Source organism: Thiemannella venezuelensis (assembly GCF_014203605.1).
Classification (GTDB): Bacteria; Actinomycetota; Actinomycetes; order Streptosporangiales; family Streptosporangiaceae; genus Planomonospora_A; species Planomonospora_A venezuelensis.
Genome location: NZ_JACHJJ010000045.1, coordinates 1 through 24499 on the forward strand (window position 1 = coordinate 1; position 24499 = coordinate 24499).

29 protein-coding genes and 5 pseudogenes are annotated in these 24499 nt (G+C 69.6%); 19 read left to right on the top strand and 15 right to left on the bottom strand.

Annotation, left to right across the window (positions count from 1 at the left end; genetic code table 11):
- Positions 1-328: 328 nt before the first annotated feature.
- Both FHS22_RS35950 and FHS22_RS35955 read left to right on the top strand, forming a co-directional pair.
- Complete coding sequence (locus tag FHS22_RS35950; protein WP_221474550.1) at positions 329-2056, top strand: aminotransferase class I/II-fold pyridoxal phosphate-dependent enzyme; 1728 nt, start codon at positions 329-331, stop codon at positions 2054-2056.
- Positions 2053-2856, top strand: a complete 804-nt coding sequence (locus FHS22_RS35955; RefSeq protein ID WP_184948675.1) for a phosphatidate cytidylyltransferase — start codon at positions 2053-2055, stop codon at positions 2854-2856. Before FHS22_RS35950 ends, FHS22_RS35955 begins: the two co-directional genes overlap by 4 nt.
- Positions 2857-2978: 122 nt before the next feature.
- Here the strand turns inward: FHS22_RS35955 and FHS22_RS35960 are convergent.
- Positions 2979-3230, bottom strand: a pseudogene (locus FHS22_RS35960) (P-loop nucleotide/nucleoside kinase family protein); the annotation flags it as partial.
- 130 nt (positions 3231-3360) lie between these two features.
- Here FHS22_RS35960 and FHS22_RS35965 point away from each other — a divergent pair.
- Positions 3361-3990, top strand: a complete 630-nt coding sequence (locus tag FHS22_RS35965; protein ID WP_221474551.1) for a hypothetical protein — start codon at positions 3361-3363, stop codon at positions 3988-3990.
- A 114-nt stretch (positions 3991-4104) separates the two neighbouring features.
- Positions 4105-4191 (top strand): annotated as a pseudogene (locus FHS22_RS39745) (hypothetical protein); the annotation flags it as partial.
- A 60-nt stretch (positions 4192-4251) separates the two neighbouring features.
- On the opposite strand, the pseudogene rpsR reads toward FHS22_RS39745, so the two are convergent.
- Positions 4252-4398, bottom strand: a pseudogene (rpsR, locus tag FHS22_RS35975) (30S ribosomal protein S18); the annotation flags it as partial.
- Entirely contained in the window at positions 4395-5537 is a 1143-nt protein-coding gene (locus tag FHS22_RS35980; protein ID WP_260408632.1) for a CobW family GTP-binding protein, read from the bottom strand. The pseudogene rpsR and the gene FHS22_RS35980, both read right to left, overlap by 4 nt.
- 19 nt (positions 5538-5556) lie before the next feature.
- Here FHS22_RS35980 and FHS22_RS35985 point away from each other — a divergent pair, with 19 nt between their 5' ends.
- The 8 genes from FHS22_RS35985 to FHS22_RS36020 all read left to right on the top strand — a co-directional run bounded on the left by FHS22_RS35985 (position 5557) and on the right by FHS22_RS36020 (position 8423).
- On the top strand, positions 5557-5697 hold the full coding sequence (locus tag FHS22_RS35985) for a hypothetical protein (protein WP_184948678.1): 141 nt from the start codon (positions 5557-5559) through the stop codon (positions 5695-5697).
- 56 nt (positions 5698-5753) lie between these two features.
- Positions 5754-6470, top strand: coding sequence for a class I SAM-dependent methyltransferase (locus FHS22_RS35990; protein ID WP_338048116.1), 717 nt, complete (start codon positions 5754-5756; stop codon positions 6468-6470).
- Between the two features lie 287 nt (positions 6471-6757).
- The gene (rpmG, locus tag FHS22_RS35995; RefSeq protein WP_184948679.1) at positions 6758-6922 is read left to right on the top strand and encodes a 50S ribosomal protein L33; all 165 of its coding nucleotides are present in this window, start codon (positions 6758-6760) and stop codon (positions 6920-6922) included.
- A gap of 4 nt (positions 6923-6926) precedes the next feature.
- Positions 6927-7172 (top strand): type B 50S ribosomal protein L31, encoded by a 246-nt coding sequence (locus tag FHS22_RS36000; protein WP_184948680.1) that lies wholly within the window; start codon positions 6927-6929, stop codon positions 7170-7172.
- On the top strand, positions 7172-7408 hold the full coding sequence (gene rpmB / locus FHS22_RS36005) for a 50S ribosomal protein L28 (protein ID WP_184948681.1): 237 nt from the start codon (positions 7172-7174) through the stop codon (positions 7406-7408). Before FHS22_RS36000 ends, rpmB begins: the two co-directional genes overlap by 1 nt.
- Positions 7408-7707, top strand: coding sequence for a 30S ribosomal protein S14 (gene rpsN / locus FHS22_RS36010; protein ID WP_184948682.1), 300 nt, complete (start codon positions 7408-7410; stop codon positions 7705-7707). Before rpmB ends, rpsN begins: the two co-directional genes overlap by 1 nt.
- Positions 7708-7710: 3 nt before the next feature.
- The gene (gene rpmF, locus FHS22_RS36015; protein WP_184948683.1) at positions 7711-7878 is read left to right on the top strand and encodes a 50S ribosomal protein L32; all 168 of its coding nucleotides are present in this window, start codon (positions 7711-7713) and stop codon (positions 7876-7878) included.
- Between the two features lie 317 nt (positions 7879-8195).
- A complete protein-coding gene (locus tag FHS22_RS36020; protein WP_184948684.1) occupies positions 8196-8423 on the top strand; it encodes a hypothetical protein in 228 nt (75 codons plus the stop codon).
- A 17-nt stretch (positions 8424-8440) separates the two neighbouring features.
- Here FHS22_RS36020 and FHS22_RS38770 read toward each other — a convergent pair whose 3' ends face one another.
- Entirely contained in the window at positions 8441-8821 is a 381-nt protein-coding gene (locus tag FHS22_RS38770; protein ID WP_260408636.1) for an ArsR/SmtB family transcription factor, read from the bottom strand.
- Between FHS22_RS38770 and FHS22_RS36030 the strand changes: the two genes are divergently transcribed.
- Positions 8737-10527 (top strand): heavy metal translocating P-type ATPase, encoded by a 1791-nt coding sequence (locus tag FHS22_RS36030; protein ID WP_275955200.1) that lies wholly within the window; start codon positions 8737-8739, stop codon positions 10525-10527. The genes FHS22_RS38770 and FHS22_RS36030 overlap by 85 nt on opposite strands.
- A 94-nt stretch (positions 10528-10621) precedes the next feature.
- Here FHS22_RS36030 and FHS22_RS38775 read toward each other — a convergent pair whose 3' ends face one another.
- From FHS22_RS38775 to FHS22_RS36060, 6 genes are all read right to left on the bottom strand, one after another.
- A complete protein-coding gene (locus FHS22_RS38775; protein WP_184948685.1) occupies positions 10622-11230 on the bottom strand; it encodes an ABC transporter ATP-binding protein in 609 nt (202 codons plus the stop codon).
- A complete protein-coding gene (locus FHS22_RS36040) occupies positions 11221-12021 on the bottom strand; it encodes an ATP-binding cassette domain-containing protein (protein WP_184948686.1) in 801 nt (266 codons plus the stop codon). The genes FHS22_RS38775 and FHS22_RS36040 overlap by 10 nt, the downstream gene beginning before the upstream one ends.
- 7 nt (positions 12022-12028) lie before the next feature.
- The gene (locus tag FHS22_RS36045) at positions 12029-12874 is read right to left on the bottom strand and encodes an ABC transporter permease (RefSeq protein WP_184948687.1); all 846 of its coding nucleotides are present in this window, start codon (positions 12872-12874) and stop codon (positions 12029-12031) included.
- On the bottom strand, positions 12871-13839 hold the full coding sequence (locus tag FHS22_RS36050; protein WP_184948688.1) for an ABC transporter permease: 969 nt from the start codon (positions 13837-13839) through the stop codon (positions 12871-12873). The genes FHS22_RS36045 and FHS22_RS36050 overlap by 4 nt, the downstream gene beginning before the upstream one ends.
- A 30-nt stretch (positions 13840-13869) precedes the next feature.
- Complete coding sequence (locus FHS22_RS36055; protein ID WP_221474553.1) at positions 13870-15543, bottom strand: ABC transporter substrate-binding protein; 1674 nt, start codon at positions 15541-15543, stop codon at positions 13870-13872.
- A 257-nt stretch (positions 15544-15800) separates the two neighbouring features.
- The gene (locus tag FHS22_RS36060) at positions 15801-16127 is read right to left on the bottom strand and encodes a hypothetical protein (protein ID WP_184948689.1); all 327 of its coding nucleotides are present in this window, start codon (positions 16125-16127) and stop codon (positions 15801-15803) included.
- An 11-nt stretch (positions 16128-16138) separates the two neighbouring features.
- Between FHS22_RS36060 and FHS22_RS39500 the strand changes: the two genes are divergently transcribed.
- Positions 16139-17239 (top strand): integrase core domain-containing protein, encoded by a 1101-nt coding sequence (locus tag FHS22_RS39500; RefSeq protein WP_184948690.1) that lies wholly within the window; start codon positions 16139-16141, stop codon positions 17237-17239.
- On the opposite strand, the gene FHS22_RS36070 is transcribed toward FHS22_RS39500, so the two are convergent.
- Positions 17225-17602, bottom strand: coding sequence for a hypothetical protein (locus FHS22_RS36070; RefSeq protein ID WP_184948691.1), 378 nt, complete (start codon positions 17600-17602; stop codon positions 17225-17227). The genes FHS22_RS39500 and FHS22_RS36070 overlap by 15 nt on opposite strands.
- 350 nt (positions 17603-17952) lie before the next feature.
- Between FHS22_RS36070 and FHS22_RS36075 the strand changes: the two genes are divergently transcribed.
- Positions 17953-18855, top strand: coding sequence for a hypothetical protein (locus FHS22_RS36075; protein ID WP_184948692.1), 903 nt, complete (start codon positions 17953-17955; stop codon positions 18853-18855).
- A 181-nt stretch (positions 18856-19036) separates the two neighbouring features.
- Positions 19037-19144: pseudogene (locus FHS22_RS38785) on the top strand (transposase); the annotation flags it as partial.
- A gap of 129 nt (positions 19145-19273) precedes the next feature.
- Here the strand turns inward: FHS22_RS38785 and FHS22_RS38790 are convergent.
- Positions 19274-19600: a hypothetical protein gene (locus FHS22_RS38790; RefSeq protein ID WP_184948702.1), complete on the bottom strand. Its 327-nt coding sequence runs from the start codon at positions 19598-19600 to the stop codon at positions 19274-19276.
- Between the two features lie 36 nt (positions 19601-19636).
- Here FHS22_RS38790 and FHS22_RS38795 point away from each other — a divergent pair.
- A pseudogene (locus FHS22_RS38795) lies at positions 19637-19873 on the top strand (type II secretion system F family protein); the annotation flags it as partial.
- Positions 19874-19933: 60 nt separating this feature from the next.
- Here FHS22_RS38795 and FHS22_RS36095 read toward each other — a convergent pair.
- Positions 19934-20206, bottom strand: coding sequence for a hypothetical protein (locus FHS22_RS36095; RefSeq protein ID WP_184948693.1), 273 nt, complete (start codon positions 20204-20206; stop codon positions 19934-19936).
- A gap of 211 nt (positions 20207-20417) precedes the next feature.
- Here FHS22_RS36095 and FHS22_RS36100 point away from each other — a divergent pair, with 211 nt between their 5' ends.
- On the top strand, positions 20418-20957 hold the full coding sequence (locus FHS22_RS36100; protein ID WP_184948694.1) for a calcium-binding protein: 540 nt from the start codon (positions 20418-20420) through the stop codon (positions 20955-20957).
- A gap of 116 nt (positions 20958-21073) precedes the next feature.
- On the opposite strand, the gene FHS22_RS36105 is transcribed toward FHS22_RS36100, so the two are convergent.
- Together FHS22_RS36105 and FHS22_RS36110 are read right to left on the bottom strand one after the other, a co-directional pair.
- A protein-coding gene (locus tag FHS22_RS36105; RefSeq protein WP_184948701.1) for an IS5 family transposase occupies positions 21074-21843 on the bottom strand; the annotation gives its coding sequence in 2 pieces (ribosomal slippage) (positions 21074-21549 and positions 21549-21843; 771 coding nt in all).
- Positions 21844-21938: 95 nt separating this feature from the next.
- Entirely contained in the window at positions 21939-23393 is a 1455-nt protein-coding gene (locus FHS22_RS36110) for an FAD-dependent oxidoreductase (RefSeq protein WP_184948695.1), read from the bottom strand.
- Between the two features lie 305 nt (positions 23394-23698).
- On the opposite strand from FHS22_RS36110, the gene FHS22_RS36115 reads away from it, so the two are divergent.
- Positions 23699-24304: a TetR/AcrR family transcriptional regulator gene (locus tag FHS22_RS36115; protein WP_184948696.1), complete on the top strand. Its 606-nt coding sequence runs from the start codon at positions 23699-23701 to the stop codon at positions 24302-24304.
- The last annotated feature ends 195 nt before the right edge of the window (positions 24305-24499 follow it).

Genomic DNA, 24499 nt, shown 5'->3' on the forward strand with positions numbered 1-24499 from the left:
GCCCAGCCGGAGCCCTTCGACGGCCCATCATGACCCGAGTCTGAATCCCCGACCCGGGTCTGAAAAGACCACCAAGATCTTCAGGACACTCCTAGGCGTGCGCACGGGGAGGCCGCCCGGCGGCCAGGAGTGTGACGCGCAGCGCTGCTCGGCAGGGTTTCAGCGGAGCTGTTTGGCAGCTCCGCGACCGGCTACACCCTAGCGATGGCCAGAGGGCCGATACCGGCGTTGACGCTCAGGGGCCGTGCGCGCTCGACGTCTGCGGGCCCGCGCCATTCGGCCCGAGGACGCGCGACGGAACCGTCGAATACATGGGGGGATCGTGGTCGTGGGTATTGATGAGCTGGAACTGCGCCTGGGGTCGGATGCCGACCGCGAGTGGATCTACCGGCTGCGCCACGAGGTGTACGCCCGTGAACTCGGCCAGCACCCCGCCAACGACGCTGGGCAGCTGGGCGACGAGCTCGACGAGGGCAACGTCTACATCGTGGCGGTCTATCAGGGACGCCCCGTCGGGTTCATCAGCGTGACGCCGCCATGGGCGGGACGCTACTCGATCGACAAATATCTCCGCCGCACCGAGCACCCCGTTCTGCGCGAGGACGGCCTGTTCGAAATCCGCATCCTGACCGTGGACCAGGCTCAGCGGGGCAGGATGACCGGGAAACTGCTGATGTACGCGGCGCTGCGCTGGGTGACGGCGCACGGGGGTCGCACCATCGTGGCGCTGGGCAGGTCCGAGCTCCTGCCGATGTACCGGGAGTTGGGGCTGACATCCACGGGGATACCGGTGCGCGCGGGGGCCGTCGTCTTCGAACTGCTGACCGGTGAGGTGGCCGGCCTCGCCGAGCAGACGCTGCGCAGGTACGGTCCGGTACTGCGCGACCTGGAGCCGAAGGTGCGCTGGCGCCTGGAGGCGCCCTTCCTGCCCGGTGCGGGCGGCTGCGAGCACGGTGGCACCTCGATCGGGGCGCTGGGCCGCCGCTTCGACACCCTCCAGGCTCACGGGGATGTCGTGCCCGCCGACGTGCTCGACGCCTGGTTCCCGCCCGCCCCCGGTGCCACCGCGGCCCTGGCCGTCCACCAGGATTGGATGGTGCGGACCTCCCCGCCCGCGCAGGCTGAAGGGCTCATCGAGGAGATCGGGGCCCGCCGTGGCCTTCCCGCCGAGGCCATCGCGGTCGGGGCCGGCTCCTCCGAGCTGATCTTCCGGGCGTTCCGTGGCTGGCTGGAGGCCTCCAGCCGGGTGCTGCTGATCGACCCCTCCTACGGTGAATACGCCCACGTCGTCGAGCGGGTGATCGGCTGCCGCGCCGACCGGTTTGCGTTACGGCGCCAGGAGGACTGGCGGATCGACCCGGACCGCCTCCGTGAAGCCCTGCGCGAGCGCTACGACCTCGTGGTCGTCGTCAACCCCAACAACCCCACCGGAGTGCATCTGGACGCAGACGACCTGTGCCAGGTGCTGGCGGCGGCCCCCGGCGGGACCCGGTTCTGGATCGATGAGGCCTACGTCGGCTACGCCGGGCCGGGCCAATCGCTGGAGCCGTACGCGGCCACCGCCGACAACGCCATCGTGTGCACCTCGCTGTCGAAGATGTACGCGCTGTCGGGCCTGCGGGTGGCCTATCTCACCGGGCCTGCGCAGACCGTGGCCGAGCTGCGCCGCTGGAGTCCGCCCTGGGGGGTGAGCCTGCCCGCGCAGGTCGCCGCGGTGCACGCCCTGCGCGACCCCGCCTACTACGCCGGCCGCTGGGCGCAGACCGGGGCGCTGCGCGGCGAGTTGGCCGCTGAGCTCACCGCGATCGGCGAGGATGCGCACGTCCAGGAGGCGATGGCCAACTTCGTCCTGCTCACCCTGGCTCACGGTGGTCCCGGCGCCGCCCGTCTGGTCCGCCGATGCCAAGAGCGGGGCGTGTTCCTGCGCGACCTGTCACCGATGTCACCGGCCTTCGAAGGCAGGACAGTACGCATCGCGGTGCGCGAGCCCGCGGCCAACGCCCGGATCGCCGCAACCGTCACCGCGGCACTGCACGATCTGCGGAACCCGGTGTGACCGACGTCGGCGCCCTGATCCCCTACATCGCCGCCGCGCTCGCAATCGGCGGCGTCGCCGTTGCGCTGTCGCGGCGACGACAGTACGTGCTGCGGTGGTGCGCCTGGGCGGTGGCCGTACCGGTGGTGGTCGCCGCCCTGTACGCGGGACCCGGCGGGGCCGCGACCCTGGCCGCGGCGGTGGGTGTGGTGTGCGCCGCCGAGTACGGCCAGCTGACCCGCCTGCCCCGGCCCGACCGCATGCTGCTCGCCGCCGCCGTGGTCGCGCTGTCGGTGACCGCCTGGCTGGCGCCCGCACAACTGCCTCGCGTGTTCGCCATCGCCGCCCTGGCTGTCGCCCTGGTCCCGCTCCTGACCGGTGATGCGGCCGGTGGGCTGAACCGGTTGTGCCGGGGCGTGTTCGGCGTCGTCTGGTTCGCGCCGTTGATCGGGGTGGTCCTGCTCGGCCCGACCGCCTTGGCATTGTTCGTCGCGGTGTCGGTCGCCGACATCGCCGCCTCGTTCGGTGGCCGACTCCTGGGCGGCCCGGCGCTTTCTCCGCTGTCACCGGCCAAACGCTGGAGCGGGGTGCTGGCCGGGACCACCGCGGGTCTGGGCATGCTGGTCCTGCTGGGAGCGTTCACCCCTGCCCTGGTGGTCGCCGTGGCGTTCGGCGCCCCCTTGGGAGATCTGCTGGAGTCGATGGTCAAGCGGGGCGCCGGAGTCAAGGACTCGGCCTCCTGGCTGGCGGGCGCCGGCGGGCTGCTGGACCGGCTCGACTCCCTGCTGCTCGCACTCGCGCTGGCCCTGCTGCTCAGCTGATGGGGCACCCAAGTGGTTCGTCGCCTGCCCGATAACGCCGCCGGATCCCTGCCAAACAGCGCCGCGCGTCACAGCCAGGAGGATGATGCAGGAGTGAGCGATGCCCGGCGCCGCCGTGCTCACTACTCCGATGGGGGCTCGGCGCCCCCGTCTTCCTCGGGCGGCTCGAACCGGGCGTAGAAGTCCTCCAAGGCCTGCGGTGAGACGGTCAAGGCGTTGGCGTCATCACGCCGATTGCGCTCGGCCAGCCGCCGCAGCAGCTCGCGCCGGGGAACGGCGAAATACAGCAGCCGCCACCGGCCCCCGGCCTGTTCAACGAGGCGCTTCCATTCCTCGCGCTCGCGCCGTCGCCACAACCCGTGGTCCACCACGACACCCGCCCGGCGGCCTGTACCGCTTCAAAAGTCATCGCAGGACGCTTGACCTGCGGATCGACCTGATGCGGGGGTACGGGCAAGACCAGTTCTTGTGTCTGTCCGTCTCCTGTATCTGATCATGATTCGGTTGTTCGGCTGGCTGGCGCTGCTGGGCCGAAGCGGGGCGGCCAAGGATGTCGAGATCCTGGTGCTGCGACATGAGGTGGCGGTGCTGCGCCGTCAGGTCGCCCGGCCGAAGCCGGACTGGGCCGATCGAACGGTCCTGGCCGCGCTGGCGCGGTTCTTGCCCTCTGCCCTGCGCGCGCATCGGCTGGTGACGCCGGGTACCCTGCTGGCCCGGCACCGCCGCCTGGTCCGACGCCGGTGGACGTACCCGAGCCGGTCCGGCCGCCCGAGGACGGGCAAGGAGATCCGGGACCTGGTGCTGCGCCTGGCGCGGGAGAACCCGGCCTGGGGATATCGCCGGGTGCACGGTGAACTGGCCCGGCTCGGCCATCAGGCCAGCGAAGCGACCGTACGGTGGATCCTGCGGATCCGGCGCTTCGGCCCGGCGCTCCGAGACGCCGACACCTCCTGGCGAACGTTCCTGCGCACCCAGGCGCAAGGTTTGCCGGCCGTCGACTTCTTCCACGTCGACATGATCTCCTTGAAGCGTCTGTACGTGCTGTTCGTCATGGAAGTCGCCACCCGGCGCGTTGCACATCCTGGGAGTCACCGCCAACCCGACCGGAGCGTGGACGGTCCAGCAGGCTCGTAACCTGCTCATGGACCTCGGCGACTGGCTCGGCTCCTTCCGGCTTCCTCATCCGCGACCGAGATACCACGTTCATCGCGGTCTTCGACGCGGTCCGCCGGCGCGGGCGTGACGGTGGTGAGGACGCCGCCGCGCACACCGCAGGCCAACTGCCACGCCGAGCGGTGGGTGCACACCGTACGGGCCGAATGCACCGACCGCATGCTGATCTCCAACGAACGGCACCTGCGCTCGGTGCTCGGTGAGTACGTCGATCACTACAACCTGGACGGTGACCCCGGTGACTCGGCGGCTGCGGATCTTGCCGCGGTCGGAGATGAACTTCCGCAGCAGGTCGGTGTCCTTGTAGTCGATGTAACTCACTCCCTGAAGAGGGTTGCTCTTCTTGCGGGGGGTACGGCGGGGCTTCATGCGGTCTCCTTCAGGGTGAGGATGGGGGCGAACGGGTCGTCGTATCCCGCCCAGGCGGTGTGCCCGGCCAGGGCCTCCTCCTGAGTGAGCAGGCAGGAGTCGAGCAGGGCGTGGATGCCTTCGCGGTCGAGGTCGGGGCCGGTGAAGACCAGGTGCTGCACGCGGTCGCCGGCGATCTCGTTCCAGTCGAGCGCGGCGGCCGTGCGACGGGCCGGGGAGATCATGTCCCAGGCGGCCTGTGGCAGTGCGGCCAGCCAGGGGCCCGCGTCCTCCACCGAGACGATGCCGGCGACCGCGTCCCAGGCCAGCATCTGTTCGGGGCGGGTGGCCAGCCAGAAGCGGCCACGCGAGCGGACCGAGGCGGTGACCAGTTCGTCCACCGCCTCGAACAGGCGGGCGGGGTGCAGCGGGCGTAGCCGGTGCCAGACCACGGTGGTGACTTCCCCGCTCTGGGCGTCGCAGGGCAGCTGGGCGGTGGCGGGGTCGACGCGCTCGGCCAGCTGGGCGGTGCACAGCGCGGCCCCCGTGACGCGGGGCGGCCGGGCGACCGGGTGGACCGGTGTGACGGGGGCGAGGTGGGAGAGCACGGCGCGGGAGAGCTCGACGTCCTCGGCGTCGCCGCCGTGCAGCACCAGGCCGGTGGCGTACTCGATCTGCCGGGCCAGGACCTCGGCCAGGTAGCGCTCATCTCCGGCGGCCGCGCGCTGCCCGGTCTCGGTGAGGCGGTCCCCGCGGGAGATGTCGACGGGCATGTGCTCGGCGTCCAGGGCGGTGAGCACCGCGGTGAGCCGCAGAGCGTCATGGGCTTCGTCGCAGTCGATCGCCTCGGCCACCGAGCGCGGCTCCACCGAGTCCCACAGGTCCACGACCAGCAGTGATGCGGTGGCGGCATGCCGTACGAGCTCGGGGAGCAGGTCTTCGCGCACGGTGCAGGTGACGCAGCCGTGTGCGAGCCGTATCTCGGCCAGGTCGAGCACGCCCGCTCCGGTGCGGACCACGCGTGTGACCCGTCCGGTGGTCACCGAGCGCAGGTCGTGGTGGATCGCGATCGAGTTGGGGTGTTCGGCCAGCAGGCGATCGACAGTAGCGCCGCGCGCTGCGGTGTGCAGGCCCGCGACGAGGACGACGGGGGTGGACAAGGAGCCTCCCGGAGAAAGAATGAAAACCATTGTCATTATCATGGCACATGTCTCCGCCGGCGCGGAGTGGGTCTCGGGCGAGATCGTGCCGACAGTCGTGGGGGTGGAAGTGCGGACGTCTCCTGGTGCCGTGATCGGCCTTGTCGTTCTTGACGGTTGATCTCCCAGATCCTTGGGGTCCCTATATGGAAACGATTATCAATCTTGGGAGGCGCAGTGGTCGACCAGTATGAGCGGTCTGCCGAGTTCATCGACGTCATGATGGCGCCCCGCTGGCCCGCGCTCGGCCCGGTGCTGGCCGAAGCTCTGCGGGAGGTCCCCGGGCCTGTGGTGGACGTCGGTGCTGGAGGCGGGCACGGTACGCGGGCGATCGCAAATGCCCTGCCGGATGCGGAGATCGTGGCCGTCGAGCCGTCCCCGGCTCTGCGATCTGTCCTGCTGGCGAGAGTCAACGATGACCCTCGATTGCGCGACCGGGTGACCGTGCTCCCGGAAGGTCTGCTGGAGGCGGAGCTTCCCGATCGGCTGGGCGCCCTCGTCGCGATGAACGTCATCGGCCACTTCGATCCGGCCGGGCGCAACCGGATCTGGGAATCGCTGGCCGGGCGGCTCCTGCCGGGCGGCCGGGCGGTGCTGAACCTGCAGCCGCCCGCCGAGGCGGTCGCGGTCCCGGAGTTCCGCGCCGTGGAGGTGCGCATCGGGCGGCGGGTCTACGAGGGGTGGGGCCGGGCCGAACCGGCCGGCCCGGACCGGCTCACCTGGCACATGACCTACCGCACCCACCAGGACGGCAAGCCTGTCGGTGAGGTGGGGGTGAGCTACGACTGGTGGTTGCTCACCGAGGAGCGCCTCGTGGGGGAGCTGGAGGTGTACGGCCTGGTGCCGTCCCGCACCGGTCCGGCGGAGGCCGGGATGTACGTCATCGCGAGATGAGGTGTCTGCGGACTGTCGGCGGTCCGGTAGAGGGCGCCGGTCGCGACGAGGGCGGAGCCTGCGCTTGCCGCTGTTTGCTCCCTGCGGCGTGGTCGGCTTGAGGGCTCTAATCGGGCGGACGGGCAGTCGGCGGGTTGGTCGATGAGGGCCGGGAGATCGCTGATCACGCGCGGGTCGTAGCTCGGGTCGTGTACGGGGTCAGTGCTCCACCGGTGGCGGATGGTGCATAATGAAAACCGTTTTCAATGTCATCTCATGATGCAGCCTGCCAGCCCGAAGGGATGCAGATGGCCAGAAACGAGCTCCGGCCCGTGATCAAACTCAAGTCGACCGCGGGTACCGGCTACACCTACGTCACCCGCAAGAACCGGCGTAACGACCCCGACCGGCTCACCCTGCGCAAGTACGACCCGATCATCCGCCAGCACGTGCCGTTCCGAGAGGAGCGATGACCCCGTGAAGAAGGACATCCACCCCGACTACCGCCCGGTCGTCTTCCGCGACCCGAGCGCGGGCTTCGCCTTCCTGACCCGCTCGACCGCCACCAGCGCCAAGACGATCGAGTGGGAGGACGGCAACACCTACCCCGTCATCGACGTCGACGTCTCCTCGGCCAGCCACCCCTTCTACACCGGCCGCAGCCGGGTGCTGGACGTCGCCGGCCGGGTCGAGCGCTTCAACCAGCGCTACGGGAGGCCCTGATGTCGGCGCACTGCATGCTCACCGGGATCGCGCCGGTCTTCGGCAACCGCGTCTCCCACTCCCACCGGCGCACCCGCCGCCGCTGGAGTCCCAACATCCAGCACCGCCGCTACTGGCTGCCGGGCGAGGACCGGTTCGTACGGCTCACGCTCAGCGCCAAGGCGATCAAGACCGTGGACAAGATCGGTGTCGAGGCGGCCGTGGCCCGCATCCGTGCCCGGGGAGGAAAGGTCTAATGGCCAAGAAGAGCAAGATCGCCACCAATGAGCGCAGGAAGGTGATCGTGGCCCGCCACGCCGAGCGCCGCGCCGAGCTCAAGGAGATCATCCGCACCGGCACGCCCGAGGAGCGGGCGCAGGCCGTGCGTGCCCTGGCCCGCCAGCCCCGCGACGCCTCCGCCACCCGCATCCGCAACCGCGACTCCGTCGACGGCCGCCCCCGCGGCCACCTGACCAAGTTCGGACTGTCGCGCATCCGCTTCCGCGAGATGGCCCACCGCGGCGAGCTGCCCGGCGTCACGAAGGCGAGCTGGTAGGCCGTGGCCGTCCCCAAGCGCAAGATGTCGCGCAGCAACACCCGCCACCGCCGCTCCCAGTGGAAGGCCACCGCCCCCGACCTGGTGCCGATCACCGTGGACGGGCGGCAGCTTTTGGTGCCCCGCCGCCTGGTGCGCGCCTACCAGCGCGGCCTGATCACCCCCCACTGAACCCCGCCCGGGCTTCGTCTGCGGCGAGGCCACCCAAGCGGCGCGGATACGGAGGACATCCCACAACCTCCGACACGGTTTCGTTGGTGCCGGGGTCCGCCGGGACGTGGCCTGCGGCCCAGGAGCGCTGACCGTTCGGGACGGCCCGGAGGTGGGAGCAGGGCATGGGTGGAGGCGGCCACAGGGTATCGGCCTCCGTCCGTGCCTCACTGCTGCGCCGGGCCGGATTCGATGAGATCGGGCCCGGTTCGACAGAACCGAGACGGCGCGGCTCTCGTGGCCGTCCGCTGAGATCCGTCGGCTGAAGAGGAGAGTTCATGGATCCGGAAAAGGTGGCGGCGGTCTTCGACGCCACACACACCGAGTTCACCTTGCTGGCGCCGTACCTGTGGGACCCGATCGGAGAGGCGAGTGTGCGGGCCGGGACGACGCGGCGGTGCTCGCCTCCGGACAGCTCGTCCGGCAGGCGGCCGGCGTATCCGGCCGGCAGGGAATGGTACCCCGGGAATCTCCATCGTCTGCTCGATGGCCTGCTGCGGTCCTGACTCCGGCCGCGCCGGAATCAGCCGGTGGTGGCGGGGCGGTCAGGAGAGCCCAGGCGCAGGTGCTCGATGTGGTACACGGCCTCGTCCAGCAACTGGGCCACGTGGTGGTCGTACAGGCTGTAGATGATGCTGCGGCCATTGCGGGTGCCGTGGACCAGTCCGAGGTTGCGTAGCAGGCGCAACTGGTGGGAGACCGCCGACTGCTCCATGCCGACCGCCTCGGCCAGCTCGGTGACGGGCATGGCCTCGTGCCGCAACCGGGTTTGTGATCGCTGTCGAGCCGGTGGAGGACTCGGTGACGATGGAGGATCACATGACGACGGATCTGCACCCGTCCCGGGCCGTACCGGAGAAGGTGCGAGCGGTGCCGGTGCGCACCCGGTGGCTGGACCTGGCAGAGGTCCGCTGGGCCGCGGTCTCGCTGGCGGCCTTCTGCGCGGCGCTGGTTCTTCAGGTGGCCGGAACCCCGGGCTGGGCGTGGGGCGTGGCGTACGGGCTCTGCTACGTCTGCGGTGGATGGGAGCCGGCGCTGGCGGGACTGCGGGCGCTGCGCGACCGGACTCTGGACGTGGACCTGCTGATGATCGTGGCCGCGCTGGGAGCGGCCGCGATCGGGCAGGTGACGGACGGTGGACTCCTGATCGTCATCTTCGCCGCCTCCGGAGCACTGGAGGCTCTGGCCACCGCTCGCACCGCCGACTCCGTGCGTGCCCTGCTGGATCCGGCTCCGGCCACCGCCACCCGCCTCGGCTCCGGCGGTGAAGAGGAGACCGTGACCGCCGCCGATCTGCGGATCGGTGACGTGCTGCTCATCCGGCCGGGCGAGCGTGTCGCCGCCGACGGCCGGGTGCTGGGCGGGACCAGCGACGTCGACCAGGCGTCCATAACCGGCGAGAGCCTTCCGGCGGTCAAGCGGGCCGGTGACGAGGTGTTCGCCGGAACCGTGAACGGCACGGGCGCACTGCGGGTGCGCGTGGAGCGCGATGCGGCCGACACCGTGATTGCCCGGATCGTGACCATGGTGCGCCGGGCCTCCCTGACCAAGGCGTCCGCCCAGCTGTTCATCGAGAAGATCGAGCAGCGCTACTCGGTCGGCGTGGTCGTCGCCACCCTGGCCGTCTTCGCGATCCCGCTGACGCTGGGCGAGCCGCCGGCCGACGCGCTTCTGCGTGCGATGACCTTCATGATCGTCGCTTCGCCATGCGCGGTGGTACTGGCCACCATGCCGCCGCTCCTGGCGGCGATGGCCACCGCCGGTCGCCACGGTGTCCTGGTCAAATCCGCAGTCGCCATGGAACGGCTCGGCACCGTCACCCAGGTGGCCTTCGACAAGACCGGCACCCTGACCGAGGGGCGTCCGCGCCTGGCGGAGGTCCGCCTGCTGCCCGGCGCCCCCGCGGATCTGACCGAGGAGCGACTGCTGGCACTTGCCGCCGCCGCCGAACAGCCGTCGGAGCATCCACTGGGTCGCGCCGTGGTCCAGGCCGCCCGTACTGCCGGGCCGGCGGTCGAGCCGGTGGACGGGTTCACATCCGAGCTCGGCAGGGGCGTGCGCGCCCGTGTCGGCGGCCTGCTCGTCGAAGTGACCAGCCCTGACCACCTCCCGGGCGACGACCGCCACCGGACCGGCCACCAGATGGTCGCCGGGCTGCAGCGCAGCGGGTACACCGCCGTCATGGTCCGCATCGACGGCACGGCAGCCGGTGTGCTGGCACTGGCGGATCGTATCCGTCCCGGCGCCGTCGACGCCGTCTCCCACCTGAGTGTCCTGACCGGCTCCGCGCCCGTGTTGCTGACCGGGGACAACGCACCGGCCGCCGCCCAACTGGCCGACCGGGTACACATCGGCGACGTTCACGCCGGGCTGCTGCCCGAGGACAAGGTGAGCGCCGTGACCGAGCTGCAGCGCCGCGGCGCCCGGGTCGCGCTGGTCGGCGACGGCGTCAACGACGCCCCCGCCCTGGCCGCCGCCCACGTCGGCATCGCGATGGGCCGCGCCGGATCCGACCTGGCCCTGGAAACCGCAGACGCGGTCATCACTGTGACGAGCCGGCCACCGTCCCCGCCGTCATCGCGCTGGCCCGGCGCGCCCGCCGTCTCATGATCGCCAACCTCGTGATCGCCGCCGGTTTCATCCTGGCGTCGTGCCGCCGACCCCGCTCCTTGACCGTGAACGCGAAGGCATTGATCACGGACGCTCAGTCCCGGAAACTCTCGACGGCGATCTGCTCGTCGCAGAGCCGGTCGAGCAGCGCCGGCTCGTGGCTGATGACGACCATGCCGAGGCCGCGTTCGCGGACGATCCCGCTGAGCGCGTGCCAGATCTGCGCTTGCGTGATCGCGTCGAACATGGCGGTCATCTCGTCGGCGACGAGGTACCTGGTGGCCGGGTGAAGCGCCCGGGCGATGCAGAAGCGCTGCAGTTCGCCGCCGGAGAGCTCGGCCGGCCAGCGATCCAGCCACTCGCTTCTGATGCCGAGCAGATCGAGCGTCTCCTGCGGCACTTCATGTGATTCCCGCAGCACCGAGCGCATCCGCCACTTGTTGTTGACCGCCCGTTCGGGGTGCTGGTGGATCAGTTGCACCGGCCGGAAGCCGCGTCGGGGCAGTGGGGCGCCGTCGATGGTGATCTCACCGGACCGTGCCCGGAGGTCTCCGGCCAGGAGCGCGCCGAGCGTCGACTTACCGCTGCCGCTCGGTCCGGTGATGCCGACGACGGCGCCGGCCTCCACCCGGAAGGAGGCGTCGCGGTACAACAGCTTCCCGCCCGCATAGCCGTAGCTGAGGCCGCTGACTGTCAGTGCCACTCCACACCTCCGATGGAGAACCGGTTCTGCGGCAGTGCGCGCCACAGATCGCGCGCGAAGGGATGACCGAGCCCGTCGCCGTCCCCGGTGAAGGCGGCGGCGGGCTCGACGGTGATCAGGCGTCCGCCGTTCATCACCGCCACCCGCTCGGCCACCGAGACCGCCGAGACGATGTCGTGGGTGATGAGCAGCACGGCGACCCCGTCGGCGGCGAGTTCGCGCAGGTGCCGGAGCACCTCCTCGACCGCTTCGGCGTGCAGGCCCGGAGTCGGTTCGTCGGCGATGATCAGCCGGACGGTGTCCCGGACGCTGGTGGCGAAGAGCACCCGCCGGAGCATCCCCCCGGACAGCTCGAACGGATACAGCCTCGCCGCCTCGCTCGCCAGGCCGTAGCGGGCGAACAGCCGGCTCTGCTCCTGATGCGCCGTCTTCGGGTCGAGGCCGATGCGTACCTGCTCGCCGACGGGCATCAGCGGATCGAGGTTCGTCACCGACTGCGGGATGTAGGAGATCTCCCGGCCGAGCGTCCGCCGCCGCCTGGCGGCGGTCAGCCGCTCGCCGCGGAAGCGGATCTCGCCGGTGACGTCCGCGTTGCGCGGCAGGATGCCCAGGATCGCCTGGGCGAGCAGGGTCTTTCCGGATCCGCTCGCGCCGATGACGGCCAGGATCTCCCCCTCGCGGACCTCGATATTCAGACCGGCGATGCCGGTGAGGGTCCGGGTGCGCAGCCCGCTCGCGTACTGGGTGAAGCTGACGTCGAGCTCGGAGACCGTCAAGATCGGTGTGTTCATTCGGCCCTCATCCGTTCGACGTCGCCGGGTCGAGCACCGTGCGCACCCGGTCGCCGAGTCGCGCGAAGCCGAGCACGAGCAGCAGGAGCGCGAGACCGGGGAGTACCGCGAGCCACCACATCCCGCTGGAGATGTGCGGCATTCCCTCCGACAACAGGATGCCGATCGCCGGCGTCTGCGGCGAGAACCCGAACCCGAGGAAGGTGAGCGCGGCCTCGTGCAGGATCACGTGCGGGAACATGAGGACGAATCCGACCAGGAGCTGGGGCAGGACGAGCGGCAGGACGTGCCTGCACGCGATGAAGAGCGACGACCTGCCGAGCCCGCGCGCCACAAGGATGAACTCCGCGTCGCGGATCTGCTTCACATCGGCCCTGACCAGCAGCGCGAGCGACATCCAGTGGGTGAACGCGATGCCCAGGACGATGCCGGGGATTCCGCCCCCGACGGTGAAGGCGAGCAGGATCATGAAGATCAGGTGCGGGATGCCGATGGACAGGTCGATGAGCCAGGAGATGACGCCGTCGACCCGTCTGCCGAGGAGCGCGGCGCAGATGCCGAGCACCGCGGAGATCACTGTGCTGATCGCCGCGGTGAGCACGCCGATCCCCAGGGAGAGCGCCAGTCCCTTCACCACTCTCGTGAAGAGGTCCCGGCCCAGATGATCGGTCCCGAACGGGTGCCCGATGCTCGGCGGCAACAGTCGCAGCGCGGAGTTCGGACGCAACGCGGTGTCGTCCAGGAAGAGGTGGCCTGCGACCACGCAGGTGACCAGGAGCACCACGGTGGACAGCGAGACGACGACGTCTCGACGCGCGCGAAGCCGCGGGCGGTGATCGGTCGCCGTGCTCATGCCCTGCTCCGGATCCGCGGGTCGATCGCGGCGTTGACGACGTCCGCGATCAGGTTCCCGGTGAAGACGAACACCGCGCTGACCAGCACGATGCCCAACAGCAGCGGGACGTCGCCGCCGAGCGCGGCCTCGGTCAGGGTGGAGCCGAGACCCGGATAGGAGAAGACCGTCTCGGCGAGCACCGAGCCTCCGAAGAGTTCTGCGAAGTAGGCGAACTGAAGGGTCACCGCCGGGACGACGGAGTTGCGGAATCCGTGGTTGCGGAAGATCTGCCAGTCGCTCTCGCCTCTGGCCCGGGCGAACGCCACGTAGTCGCTGTTCAGGACGTCCGTCATCTTCTCGCGGGTGTGCATGGCGATGTTCGCCACGCCGACCGCGGACAAAGTGATCGACGGCAGCACGAAGTGGTGGAGCCGCTGGGCGAAGGTGACGTCTTCGGCCGGGACGCCCTGCGGTCCGGCGAGCCCCACGGGGAACCAGCCGAGCCATACGGAGAACACGACGAGGAAGACGATGCCGAGCCAGAAGGTGGGAGTGGCCGACAGGGTGTAGCTGTACCAGGAGATGAGCCGGTCGGCGAGCCGTCCGCGATGCGTCGCCGCGGTCACCCCGAGCAGGTAGCCGAGTACCCCGGACATCGTCCAGGCGACCCCCATCAGCGCGAGGGACGCGCCGAAGCGGGCTCCCATGACGTCGATCACGGGAGCTTCGTAGAGCGTCGAGGTGCCGAAGTTGCCCTGGATCATCTCGCGAGCCCAGGCGAGGTACTGCTCGATCGGCGAGCGGTCCAGGCCCCACTGCTCGCGGAGCCTGGCCAACTGCTCATCGGTGATGTCGACATTGGCCCCGATGTAGGCCTGGATCGGGTCGATCGGTGAGTTGTGGACGAGGGCGAAGGCGAGCACCGAGACCCCGATCAGCAGGGTCGCCAGGCGCAGGACGCGCAACAGGAGCAATCGCGGCATGACAGGAACCACCCCGATCATCGCGGGCGTTCAGTCCTTCCAGTGCCACTGGGCCAGAGTGTTGAACAGCGCCCACTCGTGCCCGTGGCCGTGGATCGGCTGCTCGCCGAGGTCGAGCCCGTCGCGGACGAAGTAGAGGTGGTTGATCCGGACGAGCCAGATGATCGGCGCGTCACCGTCCTGCCCGGCGAAGCCGGTCGTGCCGTCCCACTGCGCCTGCTTCCAGTGCTCGTTCGCCTTGTCCTGGGTGGTGGCCGACAGGGCGCGGTCGAGGTGAGCGTCGACTACCGGGTTGGCGTACTGCGGCATGTTGTTGTAGCCGGTGTCGAGGACCTTCGAGGAGTACATCGAGTACAGCTGGTGGGCGTGGTGGCGTCCGCCGCCCCAGGTCACGGCGTTGGCCTTGCCGTCGAGATAGATGCCGTCCCAGGTGCTGCCCTTGGTGGTGATCTCGATGCCGAGCGTGCGTGCCTGCTCCGCCACCACCAGCGCGAGGTCGCTGCGGAGTTTGTCGTCCGACGGGTACAGCAGCGTGAACTGGGCCTTGCGCCCGTCCTTGTCCGCGATTCCGTCGCCGTCGGAGTCGCTCCAGCCGGCCTCGGCGAGGAGGCGCTTGGCGTCTTCGATGCGGCCGTCCTCGAACACCGCCTTCTCGTTGAACCAGGGGAGAGTGTCGACGAGGGTGTAGGCCGGGCGGCCGTGGCCCTGCAGCACGATCTTGGTGATCTCGTCGCGGTCGAGGCCGATGTTCAGCGCCTTGCGGATCGCCGGGTCCGCGGTCACGTCATTGCCGACCGCGACGTCCTTGCCCTGGATCTTGCCCTTGTTGCCGGCCGACCGCGTCGGCAGGGACAGCGCGCGCGAGTCGATGCTCTCGAAGCTCTGCAGCGTCATGCCGGTGATCCGCTGGTCGGCGAAGGTCGGGGGGACGTAGGCGATGTCGACGGTCCCGGCCCTGGCGGCGGCGAGCGCGGCGTCCTCGCCCAGGAAGAGGAAGGTGAGCTTGGTGAACTGCGGCCGCTGGCCGTACCAGTGGGGGTTCGCCTTGAGGATGAGCTGCTGTCCCTGCTGGTAGTCGGCGACGGTGTACGGGCCGGACCCGATCGGATTCTTCGAGTAGTCCGTGCCGTAGTGCTTGGCGGGCAGGATCGGGATCTCCGAGAGCTGGCTGACGAAGGTCGAGCGCGGCTCCTTCAGGTGGAACTCGACACGGGACTCGCCGGCGGCGACGATCCGGTCGACGAACGTCAGGTCGAAGCGTGTGCCGTCCTTCTTCAGCGTCTCGTAGGTGAAGACGACGTCCTGGGCGGTGACCGGCTCGCCGTTCGACCAGCGGGCGTTGTCGCGGAGCGTGAAGCTCCAGGTCTTCGCATCGTCGCTGAGGGAGTATTCCGAGGCCAGGTCGCCGACGAAGTCGACGTCCTTGTCGATGGTGAGCAGCGAGCTGTGGATCAGCCGGATCTGCGCCGGCCGGGAGCCCCAGCCCTTCAGCGGGTCGAACTCGCCCCCAGCGACGTCCCCGACGGCTACGACGAGCTCGGTGCCGCGGCTGCGCGGTTCGGCCGGGGATGACGCGCTCCGGTCTTCCCGACCCCACCCTGTCGCGACACCGATCGTCACCCCTGCGACCACGACGAGCGCCAATGCTGCGGCGATCCATGTGCGCTTGGCCTTGCGGGACGGCAGTTCCTCATCGTGGAGCAAGGGAGCAACCTCGGTTTCTCAGGGTCGTGACGAAGGGATCGTCGCCGGCAAACGGGCAACGGTGGACGATCGTACTGATAATCATTGTCATTATCAAAATCGGTTCTACTCGTCCGTATCGGCGCGAACTGGTGTCAAGTGCTCCATCGGTCACGCTCGGTGTCGCGGTCGTCGCCTCCGCCGCCGGGATGTCGTGCCCGTCGGGGTTGTCTGCAGGTCCTGAGCCGGGGAGACTCGCCCCGTTGTTCGGCGAACTATCATGCAAAAACGCCGCGACCGCTCCGATTACGGGTCGGAGCGGTCGCGGCGCCGGTCACCGGGTCTGAGCAGAGGAGGCCGGCGGTGACGCGGAGATAGCCGTCGGCGCCGTACTGCCGGACGACGGGGCCGAAGACGGTCAGCGGGTCATCGGTGACCTCGACGTTGCCGAGCAGTTCGAAGTCGCCGTAGATCTCGTCGACCAGCTTCTGCGTCGACTTGCCGACGCAGAACTCTGTGCCTGCCGATAATGTCGTCCGGCCAGGTCCTGGCCTTGCCGGAGATCGACTGACGCGCGGGATGCCCAGCCGCTCGGAGTGCGGCATGATGATCGTTCGTGCTCTTTCGCCTGGCCTGTCTCGCCGTCACGAACACCTTCGCCGCGCTGCGGCCGCCGCCGATGGGCGATCGGGACAAGGACGTCGAGATCCTCGCCCTGCGCCACCAGATCACCGTTCTCGAACGGCAGCTCGGCGCCGATGCCAGGGTGAGATTCGCTCCCGAGGACCGTGCCTTCCTCGCGGCCCTGCTGATGTCGCTGCCCCGCGAGGCCTTGTGCCGGCTGCGGCTCCTCGTCCGCCCGGATACCGTCCTGCGCCGGCACCGAGATCTGATGGGACGGCGTCATGCCGGGAGCTGTCGGCCGAAGCGGCCGGGGCGCCCGCCCGCGGTCCGTTCCATCCGCGCGCTCATCCTGCGCCTGGTCCGGGAGAACCCCTCCTGGGGATACCGGCGCGTGCACGGTGAACTGGCCACGCTCGGTATCACGGTCGCGCCCTCCACGGTCTGGGAGATCCTCAAGCAGGAAGGCGTTGATCCGGCATCTGAGCGGGCGTCGGTCAGCTGGGCTGGCTTCCTGCGCTCGCAAGCTGAGGCGCTGCCGGCCTGTGACTTCATCGAGACCGTCACCCTCACCGGGCGGCGCCAGTACATCCTGGCCGTCATCGAGCACGCCAGCCGGCGCGTCCGGGTGCTGGGCACCACCGCCCATCCGGCCGCGGCCTGGACCATCCAGGCGATGAAGAACCTCGTGATGGACCTGGAAGAGGCCGGCTGCCAGACCCGCTACCTGATCCGTGACCGGGACGGGAAGTTCCCCGCCCTCATGGACGAGATCCTGGCCGAGGCCGGCATCCGGACCGTGCTCACCGGGATCCGGATACCGCGGATGAACGCGGTCATGGAGCGGTGGGTGCAGTCGTGCCGCCGCGAGTTGCTCGACCGCTGCCTGGTATGGAACGAGCGCCATCTGCGGCACGCCCTACGGGAGTGCGAATACTTCTACAACCGGCACCGTGCCCATCAGGCCCTGGATCAAGCGGCCCCGCTACGCGCCGTCCCGGAGCCGATCACGGATCCGGCGCGAATCGCCGAGCTGAGCGTCCGCAGACCGGACCGACTCGGCGGAGTCCTCCACGAGTACTCACATGCCGCTTGAACTGCATGGATGTAATTTTCGGCAGGCGCACTGCCGCGAACCGGGCCGGCATCCCGAGCTCGGCGCGCTGGCCGGCACCGGCGGCCAGTGGTGATCCCAGCCGCGCATCACCAGCTCCACCCCGATCCCGTGGGCGAGCGCGGCGTCGACCGTATCCAGCAGGTCCCCGGCGGCCCGCATCCGCTCCAGGACCTGGCGGGCCCGGGTACGGGCCTCGGCTCGCTGGGCGGCGTCCGCGCCGGGCGCCGGGCCGGTTCCGGCCAGCAGCTCGCCGTGGCGGTTCTTCTCGCCCGCCAGGAACGCGCACAGCCGCTTCCGGACGCCGTGCGCGACCCGGGCCGCCACCTGCGCGGTCCCGCCCATGATCGAAATGTAGCGGGCCGGGCCTCAGCCGATCACGTCGGAGACGTCGATCACCGTGAGCAGGTCGTCGTCGCCGGCCCCGCGCAGCACCGGCATCTGCCCGCCGTCGGGGAGCCGGAGCCGGTGGCGGCCGGAGGCCGGGGGCTGCCTTGCCTGCCGCCGAACTCGTTCTGCCGGTCAAATGTCCGCCGCCGGTCCGTGTCACCGAAAGATCTACGTGGAGCCTCCCGCTGTCTCACCGTCCCCTCAAAACGATCATTTACCCTCTGTAGGCACACATGTACGGATTTGGTGGTTACCGGTCCGGCTGGTTCCCCCTCAGGGACGAGGGGTCTACGGGGAGTACAACCATGAGGCGATGGATCGCCGCTGTTACCACCACGGCCACTGCCGCGGCCGTGTTCGCGCCCGCTCTGCTGGCGTCTACGCCCGCGCACGCCGCTTCGAAGAGCCCGGTGAGCGGGCTCAAGCGCCAGTTCGTCGCCGGTCACGGGGTCAAGGTCAAGGAAACGACCACCACCAGGCGCACCAGCCCGCAAGAGGGGCCCTACCTCTCGCGGTTCCACACCAAGGGCACCTACCAGTTCGGCAGCTCCGGCGTGATCGCCTCCGATCTGACCCAGTGGTTCGACGGCCGTGACCTGCCGCCGGAGATGCGGGAGATGGCCGAGCCCACCAGGACCATCACGCTGCGCAAGGCGTCGTACATGTCCGAGGGCTTCTTCTACGACCTTCCCGAAGGGAAGCGCTGGCTGAGGTCGTCCGGGAGTTTCGGCCCTGGCATGCTCGTCACCCAGATGATCAACGTTCTGGAGCCCGCCACCCTCAAGGGCCTGCTGGCGACAGCCACGAGCACCCGGCGCGGCGTCAAGCTCGACGGGGCGTCCACCACCATGCACAAGGGCACTCTCACCGTCGCCCGGCTGTATGCGGTCTCACCGTCGTTTCGCGTGATGTACGGCGGCAAGCCCCGCGGCGCCAGCGCCCAGCTGAACATCGACTGGAAGCTGTGGCAGGACGCCAAGCAGCGCACCCGCAAGCTCGTCAGCACCTACACCGAATCGGACACGAGCCTGCACACCAGCGGACGTACCGCCGTCACCAGCACCGTCACCTTCAGCGGCTGGGGCGCCAAGACCGCGATCACCGCACCCCCGGCCGCGTCCGTCCTCGACATCGAAGACTGGAACCCGGGCGAGGACATGGCCGCGATGCCGGAGTTGAGCACCCCCCTGCCCGGCCGCAGCCGGTAATCACTGCCGCCGGTTCCGCCGGCGCGGGGTCCGCGCCCCGCGCCGGCCGGACCAGGGCCGTGGCCGGGTAGAGCCATGATCACCGGTCGGGCATCACACCCGACATAGGGCTTGGGCCTTCCCCTGAGGTGTGGACACCTTGAGTGCCGGATGATGGATATCCGGGGGCAAGGAGTTCCACGTGGCGATGAAGTCGTATCCGCCGGAGTTCAAGGCGGACGCCGTCGCGTTGTATCTGTCTGACCCGAGCCGGACGTATGCGTCGGTGGGCCGGGACCTGGGCGTGCATCCCGCCTCGGGCAGCTCAGCCCTATCGCCTACGAGCAGTAACCCGATAATCTGCTCAAAGCAGCATGAACCCCGTGTCCGCGCTCCGGGGGGGGCCTCGCCTGCTCCCAGGCCGCGCCGTACTCCTGCGTCAGCGCCGTGTCGATCTGCGGCAGGAGGGCAGCCCGGACCTTCTCCTGCCATACCTGCCGAGTCCGCACGTCGAGATCAGCCTCGTCACCGGGGTCACCGTCAGGCAGGGGCAGCTCATGGGGGCACCCGTCAGCCACGCGTCTTCGACGTCGGCGAGAGCCTGGGTGAGCAGACCGCTGGTGCGAGAGAACATCCGCCCGGCCGACGTCGCCTCCCCGCGCGTGCCGGTGACCGGCGGCTGCACGAGCGGCGTGACGACCACATCGGTGGCCTTCCGCGCCACCTCAGCCGGCGGGGTCCGCAGCCCGCACGCGTCGATGAGCACGTAGCCGACCGTGGTGCGCCCCAGGAGCGCCCGCAGCTGCGCGGCTTCGCCTCATCGGTGGTGCAGGTCGGCGAGCTGGGCATACCGATCGCCGACGTGCTGCGCGAGCAGGCCGGGGAGATGCGGCTGCGCCGCCGCCAGCGCGCGGAGGAGGCGGCCCAGAAGGCTCCCATCGAGATCCTCTTCCCCCTGCTGTTCTGCCTGTGCCCCGCCCTGTTCGTCGTCATCATCGGCCCCGGCGCCCTGCGCATCATGGAACTCCTGGGCACCTGACGCCCAGCACCGCGTCCGAGGCCGTCAGGCCGCAAGCGCACGTTCCCGGGGCCACCGGTCTCAGTGTGCTGCGGCGCGCTCCTCGATGAGGACGCCCAGGCCGTCGAGCAGGAACCGCAGGCCGAAAGCCCATCCGTTGTCGTGGGGCGTGTCACGGGCGTCGGCGATCGCCGCGGTGAGGGCGGGGAAACGCTCGGCGTACCGGGCCGTCAGCTCTGCCATGTCCGAGCCGGGCTCCTGGCCGGCCGCCCACGGCTGGGTGCCGGCGATCGCCGTCTGTACGGGGAGTTCGGCGTCCCGGAGGCCGAGGAGGTCCGCGCCTTCCTGGAGCACGCCGGAGAACCCGCAAACCAGAGCATCCCCATCCTTGACCTGCTTCCCGGCGGAGGCCAGGAAGGCCGCCGGTCAACGAATTGATACACCCGGCCGGTGCGTCTTTATGCGATGAGTCGAAGATGACGCTCCCTCACAGTGTTCCCAGGGTCCGGAACGACACATCATCAAGGGGAACCAGAGAATGTTCAGCATCAACACGGGTCGTCGCATGATCACAAGCGCGGGTATGGCCCTGGGGTTCGTCACCGTCCTGTTCACCGGCGCCGTGGCGCTGGCCGGACCGGCGTCGGCGGCCACCGTCACCGCGCAACTCGACAGCGGCAGGATCCTCGTCAACGGCAGCTCGGCGGCCGACGGGATCACGATCAGGCTCAACACGGCCGGAACCGTGGCGACCATCAGCAACTCGCTCGGCTCGGTCGCGGCCGGTCCCGGATGCACGCAGTCGATAGGTGAGGTGAAGTGCCCGACCGGCGGGATCGATCGCATCGACGTGTTCGCGGGGGACGGCCGCGACTCGATCACCAACGAGACGAACCTGCCGAGCACGCTCTCCGGTGACAACGGCATCGACAATGTCAACGGCGGCTCCAGCGCCGACAACCTGTTCGGCGGTTTCGGTGACGACAAGCTCAACGGCCGCGGGGGCAACGACCGCTTGATCGGCAGTATCGGCTCCGACACCCTCGACGGCGGCGCCGACACCGACCGCTGCGACGGCGAAGCCGAGACCAACTGCGAGCTGTAGGCGTCCACACGACGGCCCCGCCCGATGACCCGGGCGGGGCCGTACCGGGGGCGGGAACGCCGACGGCCCCGGGGCTTGAGCGGCAACCGAACGGCCAGTGACACTAAGACCGTGTCCTATGTGGTGAGTCGGACGAACCGCTTGTAGCAGCACAGAGCGGCAGCGAGGCCGAGAAAGGCCAGGTAGTTGCCAAAGTAGCGTTCGTAGCGGATGGTGAGTCGTCGATAGCCGGTCAGCCAGGACATGGTCCGTTCGATCACCCGGCGATGCCGGCCTGACCGCCGGCTGGACTCGATGCCCTTGCGTGCGATGCGGACGGCGATGCGCTTGCCGCGCAGCCACCGGCGCAGGTCATCGCGGTCATAGGCCTTGTCCGCGTGGAGCTTGCCGGGCTTGATGGGACGGCCCTGACGAGGGTCGTGTCTCATCTGGAGCTCGGTCACCATGGGTTTGAGGCCCTCGCCGTCGTGGGTGCCACCCGATGAGACACCGACCACGAGGGGCAGCCCGGACCGGTCGGACAGGATGTGCATCTTCGAACCCGGTTTTCCCCGGTCCACGGGGCTCGGACCTGTATGGTCGCCCCCTTTCTCGCCCGCACATGGGCGGAGTCCAGCACGACGCGGGACAGATCGAGCAGGTCGGCCACGGCCAGCCGGTCGAGCACGACCTGGTGCAGCTTGCTCCGCACCCCGGCCCGCGACCAGATGCCGAACCGACGGTGCACGGTGGACTTCGAGATCCCGAAACACGGCGGCAGAGCCCGCCAGGCGCATCCGCTCACCAGGACGTAGGCGATGGCCGCGAACACCGCTTCATCAGGCGTGTTCTGCGTCCCGCCACCCTGCGGACGCGTCCGCGCCGGCGGCAGCAGCGGCCGGGCGATCTCCCATCCGAGTAAGCCGGAAAGGGATGGTCCGGTGGGTGTTGCGAGGGCGGCCGCAAGTGAGGTTCGCTTCGTCCACGAGGCCCGCCCCGAGCTCAGCGCCCGTTCGCAGGAGGCCGGACAGCCGTGAACGGGAGCGACAGGAACATGGACTTGGCCTTGCCGGACATGGTGCCGCCGGTCAGTTCGGCAGTGCACTTGATCTTCATCCTGGCCGGCGAAGTGACTACCGCGGTGAAGTGCACGGTGGTTCCCTCGATGCGCCCGCCGGTGATCGGCTTGCCGTCGTAGGTGCCGACCAGAGTCGTACCAGCGGTGGTCAGGACCAGTTCAGAGGTCTCCTCGCCGCCGCCGGTCTTGAAGGTGAGGTTCCAGGTTCCGTCAACCTCCCTCTGTTCCTTGAGCTTCTGCTGCAGGGCGCGGGCCTCGTCCTGGCCATCGGGGTGCTCGTCCGTTTCCAGGAGGAAGCCGGCGCCGCCGATGAGCGCCTCGGCCAGGTCGGTGGAGCGTGGCAGCATGGTCTTCTCGTAGGCACGGACGGCCTCGTCGACGGTGGGGTGGGTGGCCAGGGCGAGAGCAAGGTCGTGGGCGTCGAGCATGGCCAGGTTGACGCCGACGCCGATCGGTGGCATGAGGTGTGCGGCGTCGCCGAGCAGGGTCACGGTGGGCACGTGGTCCCAGGTGTGGGGTGCCGGGAGGACGAACAGCGGCCGGTCGGCGTAGGGGCCGTCGTTGTTGCTGATCATTTGCTGCATGCCGGGTGCCCATCCGACGAACTCGTCCAGCAGGTGTGCGCGGATGCCGGCGGTGTCCCCTGCGGTCAGACCGGCTGCAGTGATCCAGTCGGCCGGCGCGCGCCGGATGATGTAGACCCGGATGTGCCCACCGCTGCTGCGCTGAGCGAACAGTGCACGCTCGCCGTCGGTCGCGGTCCCGCTGCCGTTGCCGACCAGGGCGGAAAGGTCGGCGTGGCGGGTTTCGACGTCGTCGAACCATGCTTCCGTGAAGGTGACCCCGGAGTAGCACGGGACAGCCGCTGAGACGGCCGGGCGGACCCGGGAGAACGCGCCGTCCGCTCCGATGATCAGATCGGTCTCGACACTCGTTCCGTCGGTGAAGTGCAGCATCCGCGGCCCGTCTGCGGGGCCGGCGACCGAGGCGAGGGTGCGGCCCCATTGCACCGTGCCCGGTGCGAGGGAGCTGAGGAGCAGGTCACGTAGTTGGCTGCGGTCGATCTCCGGCTTGTAGAGGTCGTCCTCGTCCGGGATCTGATCGAGCAGGACGTTGCCGGCGGTGTCCCAGCGGCGCATCTGCTGTCCTTCCGGGCGTGCCAGCTTCCAGAACTGCTCGATCAGGCCCGCCTCGCGCAGTGCGAGCTGGCCGTCGTCGGCGTGCAGGTCGAGGCTGCCGCCTTGATTGCGGGCGTCGGCGTCCAGGTCGCGGTCGTAGACGCTGACGTCGATGCCGTGCTTTTGCAGGATGCGGGCGCAGGTCAGCCCGCCGGGGCCGGCGCCGATGATCGAGATGCGGGGGGTGGGTGTGGTGTTCATGGTGGTGCTCCGTTCGCGAGTGGCCCGGCGGGCTGCGCCGGTGCGCTGTCTTGCAGGGGCAGGAGGGCAGCTGGTGGTGGCGGCGGAGGCGGGCGTGCCCGCGGGGGCCGATGGCGGGCCGGCCTTCCTCAGCGGGACTGCGATGAGGAAGAGCGCGGTGAGGAAATGTGGCTGGTGCCGGTGTGAAGAGGGATGCGGTCAGGTGTGCAGCGTCCTGCAACCACTCCTCCAGAAGAGCACACCAACCCAATTAGTGCAACTGATGTACTTTTGAAGTTGAACAACCGAAAGGTAGGCTCTGGGGTATGGACGACACCGGGAACAGCGCCGCGCCGATGGGGCGCCGAGAGCGCAAGAAAGCCGCCACCCGCCAGGCCATCGCCGATACCGCGCTGCGCCTGTTCCTGGAGCGTGGGTACGACGATGTGGGCATCCGTGAGATCGCGGACGTCGCCGACGTGTCCACTACGACGCTGTTCAAGCACTTCCCGGTGAAGGAGGCCCTCGTCTTCGACGAGGACGCCGACCAGGAGTCCGGCCTGCTCGCTGCCGTACGCGAACGCCCCGAAGGCCAGTCCATCCCCGCGGCCCTGCGTGAGCACGCGCTGCGCTACCGGATGGCGGCCGCGGACGGCGACGCCCGCTTCACCGCGTTCTTCGACCTGGTCGACAGCACCCCGGCCTTGCGCGACTACGCCCAGGCCATGTGGCTGCGCCATACCGACGCTCTGGCCCAGGCCATCGCCGAGGAGAGCGGCCTGCCCGAGAGCGAACCCGCCTGCACCGCCCTGGCCCACTTCGCGCTCGAAGCCCCCCGAGTCGCCCGTGGGCACGACGACCCCCGCCTGGCCGTCGCTCGCGCCTTCGACCTACTCGAAATCGGCTGGCGCGCCCTTGTCTCCCGTGGCTGAGCCTCGACGTCGTGCCTCGTTGCGCGCCGCAGCCGATCACCGGTTTCCGAAGGCCGGCCGCCTGTCGTCAAACGGTGATGCATTGATCCTTTGAGGCCGCCTGGAGTTGCCCCGGTTCGGTAGACACATCAGGGCTTGCGACTACGCGGCAGCATAGCCGTCTTGATGGACGTTCTTGAGGGCCTGTCGGCGCTC

Bases quoted from the DNA above. Each gene is read 5' to 3' on its own strand.
- FHS22_RS35985 (WP_184948678.1), top strand. From the start codon at position 5,557: ATGAAAACCATTGTCATTATCATGGCACATGTCTCCGCCGGCGCGGAG.
- rpmG (WP_184948679.1), top strand. From the start codon at position 6,758: ATGGCCAGAAACGAGCTCCGGCCCGTGATCAAACTCAAGTCGACCGCG.
- rpmB (WP_184948681.1), top strand. From the start codon at position 7,172: ATGTCGGCGCACTGCATGCTCACCGGGATCGCGCCGGTCTTCGGCAAC.
- rpsN (WP_184948682.1), top strand. From the start codon at position 7,408: ATGGCCAAGAAGAGCAAGATCGCCACCAATGAGCGCAGGAAGGTGATC.
- FHS22_RS36020 (WP_184948684.1), top strand. From the start codon at position 8,196: ATGGATCCGGAAAAGGTGGCGGCGGTCTTCGACGCCACACACACCGAG.
- FHS22_RS36030 (WP_275955200.1), top strand. From the start codon at position 8,737: ATGACGACGGATCTGCACCCGTCCCGGGCCGTACCGGAGAAGGTGCGA.
- FHS22_RS36040 (WP_184948686.1), bottom strand. From the start codon at position 12,021: ATGAACACACCGATCTTGACGGTCTCCGAGCTCGACGTCAGCTTCACC.
- FHS22_RS36045 (WP_184948687.1), bottom strand. From the start codon at position 12,874: ATGAGCACGGCGACCGATCACCGCCCGCGGCTTCGCGCGCGTCGAGAC.
- FHS22_RS36050 (WP_184948688.1), bottom strand. From the start codon at position 13,839: ATGCCGCGATTGCTCCTGTTGCGCGTCCTGCGCCTGGCGACCCTGCTG.
- FHS22_RS36060 (WP_184948689.1), bottom strand. From the start codon at position 16,127: ATGCCGCACTCCGAGCGGCTGGGCATCCCGCGCGTCAGTCGATCTCCG.
- FHS22_RS36070 (WP_184948691.1), bottom strand. From the start codon at position 17,602: ATGGGCGGGACCGCGCAGGTGGCGGCCCGGGTCGCGCACGGCGTCCGG.
- FHS22_RS36075 (WP_184948692.1), top strand. From the start codon at position 17,953: ATGAGGCGATGGATCGCCGCTGTTACCACCACGGCCACTGCCGCGGCC.
- FHS22_RS36100 (WP_184948694.1), top strand. From the start codon at position 20,418: ATGATCACAAGCGCGGGTATGGCCCTGGGGTTCGTCACCGTCCTGTTC.
- FHS22_RS36110 (WP_184948695.1), bottom strand. From the start codon at position 23,393: ATGAACACCACACCCACCCCCCGCATCTCGATCATCGGCGCCGGCCCC.
- FHS22_RS36115 (WP_184948696.1), top strand. From the start codon at position 23,699: ATGGACGACACCGGGAACAGCGCCGCGCCGATGGGGCGCCGAGAGCGC.